This window comes from Streptomyces sp. NPDC092952 (genome assembly GCF_044754785.1).
Taxonomy (GTDB): Bacteria; Actinomycetota; Actinomycetes; order Streptomycetales; family Streptomycetaceae; genus Streptomyces.
The window spans coordinates 62,503-75,171 of the sequence record NZ_JBIVPT010000005.1; the positions used below are offsets into that span (position 1 = coordinate 62,503).

The following is a 12,669-nucleotide window of genomic DNA, read 5'->3' on the forward strand; positions in this document are numbered from 1 at the left end:
GGTCTGTCAGCATATGCGCAACGCGCCGGTCGGTACGCCCGTATGCCGGAATCCGGCCTTCCCCGGGCCCCGGTCAGCCCCGGCCCACGTACGGCATCGCCGTCGCCAGGACCGTCGCGAACTGGATGTTGGCCTCCAGCGGCAGCTCCGCCATGTGGAGCACCGTCCGGGCCACGTCCGCCACCGCCATCACCGGCTCGACGGCGAGTCCGCCATGGGCCTGGAGGATGCCGGTCCGCATCTGCTCCGTCATGTCCGTGCTCGCGTTGCCGATGTCGATCTGCCCGCAGGCGATCCGGTACGGACGCCCGTCCAGGGACAGCGACTTCGTCAGCCCCGTCATGGCGTGCTTGGTCGTGGTGTACGCGACCGAGTGCGGGCGCGGCGCGTGGGCGGAGACCGAGCCGTTGTTGATGATCCGGCCGCCCTGCGGGTCCTGGTCCTTCATCAGCCGGTACGCCGCCTGCGCGCACAGGAACGCGCCCGTCACGTTCACGTCCACCACCGCGCGCCAGTCCGCCACCGACAGCTCCTCCACCGGCACCGAACGCGGCCCGAACGTGCCGGCGTTGTTGAAGAGCAGGTCCAGGCGGCCGAAGCACTCCCGTACCGACGAGAAGAGCGCGTCCACGTCCTCGGACCGGGACACATCGGCCGGCACAGTGATCACCCGGGCGTCCGCCCCGGCCAGTTCGGCGGTCTCGGCGAGCGGCCCGGGGCGCCGCCCGGCCAGCGCCACCGACCAGCCGGCCCCGGTCAGGGCGAGCGCCACCGCGCGGCCGATCCCGGAGCCCGCACCCGTCACCACGGCGGTCCTCGGGGCCGCGTCCGTACCGGAGTTCAACATTCTGTTGCTCATGACGCCGCAGCGTACGCCTCCCCTCGCCCTCCGTACCGGCCGCGCCGCTGCGCGCCCGCCCTCCCATTCCTCATCCGGCCGACGTCCGGGCGACGCGAGCACGACAACCGTCCGATGTGCGGGACCGATGGACTGCCCGTGCACACCACCGGACAGGGAGGGACAGATGACAGACACATCCGACCACCGGCAAGAGCTCCGCCGGGCCGCCGAACACGTCGGGCGCCGCCGCTTCCTCACCGTCACCGGCGCCGCCGCCGCGCTGGCCTTCTCGGTCAACCTGCCGACCGCCGGCGCCGCGAGCGCCGCCGAACTGGACGGCCGGAGGCTCACCGAGAACCCGTTCACCCTCGGCGTCGCCTCCGGCGACCCGCTGCCCGGCTCGGTCCTGCTGTGGACCCGGCTCGCGCCCCGCCCCTACGAGCCCGGCAGCGGCATGCCCCGGGCCCGGGTCCAGGTGGGCTGGGAGCTCGCCCGCGACGAGCGCTTCCGCCACGTCGTCCGGCGCGGAACCGCCACCGCCCACCCGGAGTTCGACCACAGCGTCCACGTCGAGGTCAAGGGCCTGGACGCCGACCGGGTCCTGCACTACCGCTTCCGTGCCGGGAACTGGACCAGCCCCGTCGGCCGGACCCGCACCGCCCCCGCCCCCGGCGCCCGCAACAGCGCGCTCAGCCTGGCCGCCGTCTCCTGCCAGGCGTACCACGACGGCCACTTCACCGCGTACCGCCACCTCGCCCGGGAGGACGTCGACGTCGTCTTCCACCTCGGCGACTACCTCTACGAGTACGCCGTCAACGCCACCGGCGGCGCCCGCGGCTACACCGACCGGCGGCTCCCCGCCCACTTCGACCGGGAGACCGTGACGCTGGAGGACTACCGGCTGCGGTACGGGCTCTACAAGTCCGACCCCGACCTGATCGCCGCCCACGCCGCGCACCCCTTCGTCGTCACCTGGGACGACCACGAGACCGAGAACAACTACGCGGGCGGGATCCCCGAGAACGACGTCCCGCCCGCCGAGTTCCTGCTGCGCCGCGCCGCCGCCTACCGCGCCTACTGGGAGAACCAGCCACTGCGCGCCCCGCAGCGTCCCACCGGCCCCGACATGCGGCTCTACCGGCGCCTCCGGTTCGGCCGGCTCGCCCAGTTCGACATCCTCGACACCCGCCAGTACCGCAGCGACCAGGCGTACGGCGACGGCTGGCAGCGGCCCGGACCGGAGTCCGAGGACCCGGCGCGCACCCTGACCGGCACCACCCAGGAACGCTGGCTGATCAACGGCTGGCGCACCTCCCGGGCCACCTGGAACGTCGTGCCCCAGCAGGTCGTCCTCGCCCAGCGGCGCGACGTGCCCACCGACGCCTTCAAGCTCTCCATGGACGCCTGGGACGGCTACCCGGCCTCCCGCGCCCGCGTGCTCAGGGGCGCCGAGGAGGCCGGGGTCGCCAACCTGATGGTGCTCACCGGTGACGTGCACGTCGGCTACGGCTTCGACCTGAAGCGCGACTTCGACGACCCCGACTCCCGCACCGTCGGCACCGAGATCGTCGCCACCTCCATCACCAGCGGCAAGGACGGCTCGGACCGGCCCGGCAGCTGGAACAACCAGATGCGGGCCAACCCGCACATGAAGTTCTTCAACGGCCGGCGCGGCTACGCCGTCGTCAGCCTCGGCCGGGAGGCGGCGCGCGCCGACTTCCGCACGGTCCCGGCCGTCACCACCCCCGGCGCGCCCCTCGCCACCGCCGCCTCCTTCGTCACCGAGGTCGGCAACCAGGGCCTCACCCCGGCGTGACCTCGTCCGCCGGGTAGCGGACGCCGATGCGGTCCCGTACCGCGTCGAGCGTCCGCATCACGGCGAGCGTGCCGTCCAGCGGCACCAGCGGCGACTCCGTCTCGCCCGCCCGCAGCGCCCGTGCCACCTCGGCCTGCTCGAACTGCATCCCGCGCAGCGCGGTGCCGTCCGGGGCGGTGAACTCCTCCGGATCGTGGCCCTCCCGGTGCAGCACGAACCGCTCCGGGTAGAAGAAGCCGCGCGGGAACTCGATCCGGCCCGCGGTGCCGGTGACCGAGGCGGTCCGCGGGGTGTCCGCGACGATCGAGCAGTTCAGCAGCGCCGTGGCGCCCGCACCGGACCAGCCCAGCAGCATCGAGGTGTGCAGATCGACGCCCTCCGGCGACAGCACCGCGTCGGCCCGCACCCGGTCCGGCTCACCCAGCAGCAGCTGTGCGAACGAGACCGGGTAGACCCCGAGGTCCAGCAGCGCGCCGCCGCCCAGCGCCGGGTCGCGCAGCCGGTGGCCGGGGCCGAACGGGCCGGTGATCCCGAAGTCCGCCTGCACGGTCCGGATCTCGCCGATCGCCCCGTCCCGCACCAGTTCCGTCATCCGCCGGACCACCGGGTTGCAGTACGTCCACATCGCCTCCATCAGGAACACCCCCCGCTCCCGGGCGATCCCCACCAGCTCCCGCGCCTCCCGGGCGTTGAGCGTGAACGCCTTCTCGCACAGCACGGGCTTCCCCGCCTCCAGGCAGAGCCCGGCGGCCTCCCGGTGCGCCGAGTGCGGCGTGGCCACGTAGACCACGTCCACCTCCTCGTCGGCGGCCAGCGCGGCCCAGTCGCCGTACGCCCGGGGGATCCCGAACCGGTCCGCGAAGGCGCGGGCCGAGGCGTCGGTCCGGGACGCGACCGCGACCACCTCCATGTCAGGCATGGACCGGAGATCCTCGGCGAACGTCGCGGCTATCCCGCCGGTCGCCAGCACACCCCACCGCACAGCACCGCTCACGCCTGTCATGCCCACTCCCCAGAGGTTCGACCAGTCCGGCTGAGCTGAGAGCATAGATGCGGATTCAACGACATGGAGATGAGCATGCCGGAGCACGGCGCGAGCCGGACCCAGCCGGAAAACCCACACATACCGAGCGCCGAGGGCCCCGAGGCCTCCGGCACCCCCGCCCCGACCGGGGCCGCCGCCGACGCGACCCGGCGCACCGGGCTCCTGGTCACCCTGGTCCTCGGCGGCCTCACCGCGTTGCCGCCGCTCTCCATGGACATGTACCTCCCCGCCCTCCCCGAGGTCACCGAGTCCCTGAGCGCCCCCGCCTCGACCGTCCAGCTCACCCTCACCGCCTGCCTCACCGGCATGGCGCTCGGACAGGTCGTCGTCGGCCCGATGAGCGACCGCTGGGGCCGCCGCACCCCGCTGCTCCTCGGCATGATCGTCTACGTCGTCGCCACCGCGATCTGCGTCTTCGCCCCCACCGCCGGGCTCCTCATCGCCTTCCGCACCCTCCAGGGCCTGGCCGGTGCGGCGGGCATCGTCATCGCCCGCGCGGTCGTCCGCGACCTGTACGACGGCGTGGAGATGGCCAGATTCTTCTCCACCCTGATGCTGATCTCCGGGGCGGCCCCGGTCGTCGCCCCGCTGATCGGCGGGCAGGTGCTCCGGTTCACCGACTGGCGGGGGGTCTTCGCCGTCCTCACCGTCGTCGGCCTGGCGCTCACCCTGGTGGTCTGGAAGTGGCTGCACGAGACCCTGCCGCCGGGGGAGCGGCACACCGGCGGGGTCGGCGAAGCGCTGCGGACCATGCGCGGGCTCCTGGCCGACCGGGTCTTCACCGGCTACACCATCGCGGGCAGCCTCGCCTTCGCCGTCCTCTTCTCCTACATCAGCGCCTCGCCGTTCGTCGTGCAGGAGATCTACGGGGCGTCGCCGCAGACCTTCAGCCTGCTCTTCGGCGTCAACTCCGTCGGCATGGTCATCGTGGGCCAGATCAACGGAAAGCTGCTGGTCGGCCGGTTCAGCCTGGACAAGGTGCTCACCGTCGGCCTCACGGTCATCGTGCTGGCCGCGACCGCGCTGCTGCTGATGACCACCGGGGTCTTCGGCGACGTCGGCCTCGTCCCGGTCGCGTCCGGGCTGTTCGTGATGATGGCGGCGATGGGACTCGCGACACCCAACACCAACGCCCAGGCGCTGATGCGGACCAAGCACGCCGCGGGCTCCGCCTCCGCGCTGCTGGGCACCTCGTCGTTCCTGATCGGCGCCGTCGCCTCGCCGCTCGTCGGCATCGCCGGCGAGGACACGGCCGTTCCGATGGCCGTGGTGCAGCTGGTGTGCGGAGTGGGCGCGATGGCCGCCTTCCTCGGGCTGTGCCGCCCGTGGCAGCAGCGGGCGGACGGACAGGAGCGCCTCTGAGGCGTGTTCCGGAAGCCCCGTCCGCCCGGGGGCGCCCTCCGGGCGGACGGGGCTCCTTTCGAAACACCCTTCAGGGCGCCCGGGACGCGCCCTAGGGTCGTGGCCGGGCCGGAACGTCCCGCGCGGGAGCGCGGAGTTCCGGCCCGGCCGCATCCGTACCCGTCCCTGGAGCCGATATGAGCAGCGCCCTTCTCGTGATGGACGTCCAACAGGACGTCGTGGACATCGCCGACGACGGAACCGGATACCTTCCGCGCGTCCGCAGGGCGATCGACGGCGCCCGGGCCGCCGGCATTCCCGTGATCTACGTGGTCATCGCGCTCCGCCCCGGCTTCCCCGAGGTCGGTACGCACAACAGGGCGCTCGCCGCCGTCGCGCGCAACGGCCTCCACGTCGAGGGCGCGCCGGGCACCGGGATCCACCCCGCGATCGCGCCCCGGCCGGGCGACGTCGTGGTCACCAAGAGGCGGGCCAGCGCGTTCGCGGGCAGTGACCTGGAGATGGTGCTCAGGGCGCGCGGCATCGACAGCCTCGTCCTCGCCGGGATCGCCACCAGCGCCGTGGTCCTGTACACCCTGTGCCAGGCGAACGACCTCGACTTCGGCCTCACCGTCCTGTCCGACGGCTGTCTGGACCTGGACCCGGAGACGCACCGGTTCCTGGTCGAGCGGCTTTTCCCGCAGTGGGCGGACGTCGTCACCGTCGACGACTGGGTCGCGGCGCTCGCCCCCCGGTAGCCGCCGGCCCGTCCGGTCCCGCGCTCGGCGGGCGGACGGGACGACCCCGGCCCCGACCCCGTGAGGGGCCGGGGCCGGGGCCTGGTGGGCCGGGCGGGGCGGGGTCAGCCGTCGGAATCCGCCGCCGGGATGTAGGCGCCCGGCACCTCCTTCGGCGTGAGGATCCGGTCCTCACCGGGGTACGGCTTTTTCCACTCGTGCGACTGGTACCAGGTGAAGTGGTTCATCTGCGCCGGGTTCGCGGCGTCGGCCCGGGCAGTGGGCCCGGTCAGCCGCTGGCCGGACTTCCAGGCGTCCCACGCCGCCGCGACCGACCGCTTCGCGGCCGGGACCTTCGCGGACGGTACGGCCGCCGCGCGCGGGTTCTGCGCCGCCGGGGTGTCCACGCCGCACGACGGCGGGGTCTTCAGACCGTCGGTGAGCGGGGTCCGGTTGGGCAGCGCCGTGAACGGGGTGAGGTCGGCCTTCTTCGTGAAGGCGGTCCGCATCGGGGTGGCCGCGCTGTCCTTCTGGTTCATCGGGTGGATCCCGAGGATCTGCTCGATGGTCCGGATCACCGTGATCTGGGAGTAGAAGCGGCTGTCGACGACGCCGTGCCGGGCCCAGGGGCTGATGATCTGGATCGGCGCGCGGTGGCCGTCGACGTGGTCGAGACCGGCCTGGGAGTCGTCCTCCAGGATGAAGATCGCCGAGTTCTTCCAGTACTTGCTGTGCGAGATCCGGTCCACGATCCGGCCGGTGGCCAGGTCGTTGTCCGCGACCTGGGCCGGGGCGTTCGCCGGCCCGCCGGTGTGGTCGCTGGAGAGCCAGAACATGTTCAGGTTCGCCGGACCGTTCTTCTCGAAGTCGCGCTTCCAGATCTGGTGCCGGTAGACGTCCGGGACGCTGGTGTCGAACATCGGGTAGCCGGGCACCGACACGTCGTTGAGGGACGGGATCGGTGAGGACGAGTGGAGCGGGTAGGCGGTGTCCTGGCCGGTCGACGCCATGTTCCGGGCGTCGCAGTACAGGTTCTGCCAGGTCGCGTCCGGCGGCTTGGTCAGGAAGCTCTGGAACTCGCCGAAGTTCCGCACGGTCCTGCCCGCCGCCTGCGCACCGGTCCACAGGAACCCGGTCCGCTGGTGCCCGAGGGCGTCGTCCTCCGTGTCGTAGCTCCGCTTGTACGCACCGGCCGTGGACTCCGTGTACTCCGGGTTGTCCGCCTGCATCAGCCAGTTGTGGCCCTCGGCGGAGTTGGTGCCGATGTCGTACGTGTTGTCGTAGAGCCCGAACTGCCGGGCCATCGCGTGCTGGTTCGGCGTGACGTTCTCACCGAACTCCGCCAGCGCCGGGTCGCCGTTGCCCTGCGGCAGGTCGCCGAAGAGCTGGTCGTAGGTGCGGTTCTCCTTGACGAGGAGGAAGACGTACTTGATCGTCGAAGGGTCGCCGATCCGCGCCGGGACCGGGACGGCCTTGGCCCGGCCGCCGCCCTTGCCCCGGACCCGTTCGACCGAGCCGTCGCTCCAGCCGTTCTGCTCGAAGACCTTCCGGGTCTGCGCCTTGATCACACGGTCGGAGGGCAGCGTGAAGCGCTGGAGGCTCGACGTCGTGTCGTGGGTGCCGTGCCCGGCGGGGTTGTTGGGGCGGCGGGCGTCGATTCCCCGGGTGTTGGAGACCACGACCTCCTTGCCGACCGTGGCGATCTCCGCCGGGAAGTAGTCCGTCGGCAGCAGGCCGACGTAGCTCACCGGCTCCTGCGGGGAGGTGTACCGGTAGACGGCGATCGCGTTGGCCCGGCCCAGCGCCACCAGCAGACGGCCGTCGTCGGTGAGGGCCACCGCGTCGGGCTCGTAGCCCACCGACGCCTCCGGCCACGGCTGCGTGGCGATGGTCTGCACGACCTTGCCCTTGCGGAGGTCGACGACCGACACGTCGTTGGTGGCGGTGTTGGTGACGAACAGGGCCCCGTTCTTCGCGTACAGGGCGGTCGGGTGCAGGCCGACGCGGATGCTCCCGACGGCGGACTCCGGGGCGGCCAGGTCGATGACGCTGACCGTGCCGCTCGTGGTGGCCGCGGTCACCGGGTCGGCCGGGACCTGGGTGTTGTACGAGTTGAGCGTGGTGTCCCCGGGCTTCGCCGGGCGGCCGCCCTCGTTGCTCACATAGAGCTTGGATCCGATCATGAGCATGTCACGTGGAGCGTTGCCGACGGCCCAGCTGCGCTGGATCGCGCCGGAGGCCGCGTCGATGGCGACCACCCGGTTCTGGCCGTTGACCGCCGCGTACACGGTGGACCCGTCGGGGGAGAACACGGCCTCGCCCACGAGCGCGTGCTTCGCCCCGTCCGCCGGGATCCTGACGACGACCGGGTTGCTGACACCGCCGTCCGCGCCCACCGTGAACCGGGTGTAGCCGTCGTTCTGGCCCAGCCAGAGCTGGGTGCCGTCGGGCGAGTACGCGGGGCCCTCCTGGCCCACGTCGTTGCCGCCGATGCGCGGCTGCGAGGCGGCGGAGCTGCCGACGACCTGCTGAACCTTCCAGCTCTTCAGGTCCATGATGGCCAGCGCCGCGCCGCCGTCGGCGACCGAGGCCGCGAGGTGGCTGCCGTCCGGGCTGACCGAGGACGACATGATCTTGCCGTTGTTCACGACCAGACGCTCGCCGTACGGCGCGATGTACTGGTCGCTGGAGACGACCTGGCCCCGGGCGGTCGTCTCGCCGACCCGGTCCGTGCCGAACTGGTCGGTGCGGGCGAACGCGACGCCCGCGGCGGCGACGGCGGCGGCGGTGACGCCCGCCGTGATCACCGGGGCCCGGCGGACGAGGCGTCCGAGCCGCGCTCCCGCCCGGTGTCTCTCCGCCCGCCTTCGGCGTGTGACCTGCATAGTCATCCCTTCGGGGTTGCGGGAAGCAGTTCGACACTGCTGTCGAACTGCCAGAGCGGGTTCGGCGCGTCCCCGGCCGGGGTCCGCACCAGGAAGTAGCCGTTCACTTCCTTCGGTCCGTCGCCGTCGGCGACGAACCGCCCGTCTGCGGTGACGTCGAGCTGGTAGACGGCCGTGCCCGCGGCCTCGACGCCGGGAAGGTGCCAGGAGACGACGCAGCGCCAGTCGTTGCCCGCCCCCTGGGGGTCGGCGCCGCTGCCGCCCTTCTCGCACGCCGCGGTGGCCCTCAACCGCTCCTCGGTGACGTCGGGGCGGTTGAGCTGCTCGGTCTGCAGGCGGTAGAGGTGGGCGAAGGCGGTGGCGACGGAGCGCTGCACCTTCGCCCGGTCGATCCCGGAGCCCGTAGCCCCGGTCGCCGCCGGCACGGCCACGGCCGTCACCACGAGCAGCGCGGCCAGGGGCAGGACCCCGAGGGCCACGGCACGGCGCCCCGGGACGTCGTCGGCCGGGTTGGTGAAGTCGCGCCGCAGGAACAGCGCGTACGCCAGAGCCGTCGCGACCACCGCCCACACCAGGGCGACGACGACCCCGATCAGGAGCGGGCGGATCTGCGCCGGACCGGTGAAGAGGCCGTTCCAGGAGATGAAGGCGTAACCGGGCAGGGCGAGGCGTACGCCGACGGGGAGCGGCAGCATCTGGGCGAGCTGCATCACCAGCGCGACCAGCGCGGGCAGCAGCAGCCCCATCGGGGAGCGGCCCAGCGCGACGGAACCGAGCAGGCCGATCGCCGCGAGCGCCAGGGTCGGGGCGAGGGCGCACAGCCAGGCGAGCAGGGTCCGGCCGGCGGCGTCCCCCGGCGCCAGCAGACCGCCGTCGAGGCCGACCAGCGGCCGGTGACCGACCGTCAGCAGCCCGCCGGCCGCGCTGGAACAGGCCAGCCCGGCCACCAGCAGCAGCAGGACGACGAGACTGGCCAGCGCCTTTGCCGCGAAGATCCGCCGGGGCGAGCGGACCGCCACCAGCAGATGCCGCCAGGTACCGAGCCGGTCCTCGGCGGCGAACACGTCACCGGCGACCACCGAGGTCAGCAGCGGGAGCGCCCAGACGCCCGCGAAACCGAGGACCACCAGGGGCCCGGCCCATCCCGTGGCGAGCATCCAGCGGCCGAAGAGCGTGTCCGAGGGCAGCGTGCTCTGCCGGCCGACCGCGGCGACGAACAGCCCCGGCGCGACCCAGCAGGCGAGGAGCAGCAGCCGGGTCCGCCACTGCGAGACGACCTTGACCAGCTCGAAGCGGAAGACCCGGAACAGCGGTACGCGGCGCTCCTCCGGCCCGTCCTCCGCACCCTCCTTCGCCCCGGCCCCGGACAGTGCCGAAGAGGGTGCGGTGGATGAGGACGAGGACGCGGGTGCGGACGTGGTCATCGGACCGCCTCCTGGGGTTCGGTGAGGGCGAGGAACGCGGCCTCCAGCGGCGACACCACCGGGGCGAGCTCGCGCAGGGCGACGCCCGCCCGCACCAGCCGGTCCACCAGGGTGTCGAGGGCGTCCACCGGGGCGTGCACGACGAGCGTCCGGGCGTCGGGCCGGGCACCCGTGGCGTCCACGACCCGGATCCCGGCGGTGTCCTCGGCCAGCCGGCGCGCGGCGTCCGGGTCGGAGGTCAGCAGCCGGTAGTCCAACGCGCGCCCCCGGTCGGCCAGTTCGTCCAGCGGTCCGGAGAAGGCGACCCGTCCGGTGGCGAGGATGGTGACCTCGGAGCAGAGCGCCTCCAGGTCGTCCATGCGGTGGCTGGAGAGCACGATGCTGCTGCCCCGCTCCGCCAGCCGGTTCAGCACACCGTGCACATGCTGCTTGCCGGCCGGGTCGAGACCGTTGGACGGCTCGTCGAGCACGAGCAGCCGGGGCCTGCTGAGCAGCGCGGCGGCCAGCCCGAGCCGCTGGCGCATCCCGAGTGAGAAGCCGCGGGTCCGGTCGTCGGCGACCTCGGTGAGTCCGACCTCGTCGAGCGCCTCGCCGACCGCGGCCGGCGAGGCGCCGTGGCCGCCCAGCGCGGCCAGTGCGGCGAGGTTCTGCCGTGCGGTGAGCGAGGGGTAGAGGCCGGGCCCGTCCACGAACCCGGCGACCCCGCGGGGCGTGTCGAGGGCCCGCTCCACCGGCGTTCCCAGGATCTCCAGACGGCCGCCGTCGGCCGTGGCCAGGCCCAGCAGGAGCCCGAGCAGGGTCGTCTTGCCCGCGCCGTTCGGCCCGGCCAGTCCGTGGATCCGCCCCCGCTCCACCTCCAGGTCGAGATGGTCGAGTGCGACGACGTCGCCGAACGACTTGGTGATCCCGTGCGCCCGGATCGCGAAAGGCCTGTCCACGGAGTCCTCCCTTCGAAGACTCCAAGACCCTAGGAGCAGGGCACCGCCCGGTCGTGCACCGCGAGTTGAACGGTGGCTGAACAGAACCCGATCGGCGCGGCCCCGGTCACCGCACGGCAGACGGCAGTGTGAAGACAGCGCCTAGGGGGTGTCTGACACATGCCTGCGGCGTCGCGGGGTCCGGCACGCACGCTCGCGGCGTTGCCGAACCGCCCACGTGGCTCCGCCACGCAGACGCCCCGGCGCCTTGCGATCGCACGCACCGGACCCCGCTCCTTCACCCGCACTCATTTATTCAGACCCCTAGCGCGGGTAGCCGATCAGATGCGGCCGGTCCTTCTCGTCGGTCCAGCGGAACAGGCCGACGCCGTCCGAGGTCTCCATGCCCGGCACCAGCACGTTCGACGGCAGCGCGCCCGTCGACCCGCTGCGGACCGCCACCGCGACCGGGGCGCCCTCACCGGCCAGTACGTCCGCCGCGTTGCGCACGCTGGAGGCGCCGTACGCGGTGCCCTCGTCGTTCACCGAGGCCAGTGTCAGAGGCTTGGTCCCGTCGGCGCCCTCGAAGCAGAACCCCCGCTTCGTGGACAGGTCGAAGGCGAGCGGCCCGGCCACCAGGTACGAGCCCGAGGGCGCCGCGACGAGCTGCGGGTACTGCCCCGGCTTGATCGCGGGCTTGCTGCACTGCGTCGAGGCCAGCAGCTTGCCCGTCTCCGCGTCGTGCACCGCCCACATGTCGTGGGTGGCGGCCAGCTTCGCGCCCTTCGCGAGCTGCCACTTCGCCAGGATCAGCCCCGGCAGGAACGAGGTCGGGACCCCGCTGGTCCGGTCCGTGCCCTTGGGCGCGACGTTCCGGCTGAACCAGCCGCCCTGCACCCAGAACTCCTTGGAGCCGCTGACCAGCAGGCCCTTCGTGGTCAGCCCGCGGACCTCGGTGAGCTGCTTGCAGGTCCCGCAGCCCTTCGGGTACTTCAGCGAGGAGGGGTTGACCTTGGTGATCCGGCCGTTCGTCGGGTCGACCACCGCGCTGTTGGTGCGGCCGTCGCTGACGAGGATGCCGGGGCCGGTCGTGGAGACCGTCGGGACCGAGTTCCACGGCACCTCGACCCGGCGCCGGGAGCCGTCCTCCACGTCGTACACGTCCAGGGACACGATCGTGTCGGCCGGGGTCAGTGCGTTCTCGCCGACCTTGCCGTACGCCCAGGTGACGAAGTACTCGTGGTCGTCGACGGTGACCGACAGCAGCCTCGGGAACTTCTTGGGCGACGGCGGCCGCCAGCTCTCACCGTGCCAGCCCCGCCGGCCCGTCTTCGGGTCGATCGTCTGGAGCTGGTACGTGCCCTCCGAGACCCGCACCAGATACGCCAGACCGCCGGTGGTCCGGGATATCGCGTAGTCGGGCGACGTCCCGATGAGCTCCCAGCCGTGCTCGGTGGAGTACGCGGCGGGCACGGTGAGCTGGGTCACCCCGGCCGGTTCCTCCTTGGCCCGCTCCTCCGGCTCCTTCTTGCTCTTCGCGCCGCTGCCACAGGTGGCGAGCAGCAGGAGCGGGACAAGTACGAGCACTCCGCCGGCCAGAACCAGGCGCACGATCTTCTGTCTCATGGTTTCCCTCGGTGGGCATCCCGACCTCGCGGCGGTC

At 72.6% G+C, this 12,669-nt stretch carries 9 protein-coding genes; 3 read left to right on the forward strand and 6 right to left on the reverse strand.

The annotated features are described in order from the left end of the window. Positions 1–73: 73 nt before the first annotated feature. Positions 74–859 (reverse strand): SDR family oxidoreductase, encoded by a 786-nt coding sequence (locus ACIQGQ_RS14335; RefSeq protein ID WP_402395004.1) that lies wholly within the window; start codon positions 857–859, stop codon positions 74–76. 166 nt (positions 860–1,025) lie between these two features. Here ACIQGQ_RS14335 and ACIQGQ_RS14340 point away from each other — a divergent pair, with 166 nt between their 5' ends. After that, the gene (locus tag ACIQGQ_RS14340) at positions 1,026–2,657 is read left to right on the forward strand and encodes an alkaline phosphatase D family protein (RefSeq protein WP_402395007.1); all 1,632 of its coding nucleotides are present in this window, start codon (positions 1,026–1,028) and stop codon (positions 2,655–2,657) included. Here ACIQGQ_RS14340 and ACIQGQ_RS14345 read toward each other — a convergent pair. Then, positions 2,644–3,660 (reverse strand): Gfo/Idh/MocA family protein, encoded by a 1,017-nt coding sequence (locus tag ACIQGQ_RS14345; protein WP_402395009.1) that lies wholly within the window; start codon positions 3,658–3,660, stop codon positions 2,644–2,646. The two genes, ACIQGQ_RS14340 and ACIQGQ_RS14345, sit on opposite strands and share 14 nt — an antisense overlap. 75 nt (positions 3,661–3,735) lie before the next feature. Between ACIQGQ_RS14345 and ACIQGQ_RS14350 the strand changes: the two genes are divergently transcribed. Next, positions 3,736–5,064, forward strand: coding sequence for a multidrug effflux MFS transporter (locus ACIQGQ_RS14350; protein WP_402395012.1), 1,329 nt, complete (start codon positions 3,736–3,738; stop codon positions 5,062–5,064). Positions 5,065–5,240: 176 nt separating this feature from the next. Further along, positions 5,241–5,801, forward strand: a complete 561-nt coding sequence (locus tag ACIQGQ_RS14355; protein WP_402395015.1) for a cysteine hydrolase family protein — start codon at positions 5,241–5,243, stop codon at positions 5,799–5,801. A gap of 104 nt (positions 5,802–5,905) precedes the next feature. Here the strand turns inward: ACIQGQ_RS14355 and ACIQGQ_RS14360 are convergent, their stop codons facing one another. The 4 genes from ACIQGQ_RS14360 to ACIQGQ_RS14375 form a co-directional block, all read right to left on the reverse strand. Beyond that, entirely contained in the window at positions 5,906–8,665 is a 2,760-nt protein-coding gene (locus tag ACIQGQ_RS14360) for an alkaline phosphatase family protein (RefSeq protein WP_402395017.1), read from the reverse strand. Between the two features lie 2 nt (positions 8,666–8,667). Next, positions 8,668–10,089, reverse strand: a complete 1,422-nt coding sequence (locus tag ACIQGQ_RS14365; RefSeq protein WP_402395019.1) for an ABC transporter permease — start codon at positions 10,087–10,089, stop codon at positions 8,668–8,670. After that, a complete protein-coding gene (locus ACIQGQ_RS14370) occupies positions 10,086–11,027 on the reverse strand; it encodes an ABC transporter ATP-binding protein (protein ID WP_402395022.1) in 942 nt (313 codons plus the stop codon). Before ACIQGQ_RS14370 ends, ACIQGQ_RS14365 begins: the two co-directional genes overlap by 4 nt. A gap of 303 nt (positions 11,028–11,330) precedes the next feature. Then, on the reverse strand, positions 11,331–12,632 hold the full coding sequence (locus ACIQGQ_RS14375) for a hypothetical protein (RefSeq protein ID WP_402395024.1): 1,302 nt from the start codon (positions 12,630–12,632) through the stop codon (positions 11,331–11,333). Positions 12,633–12,669: the final 37 nt, after the last annotated feature.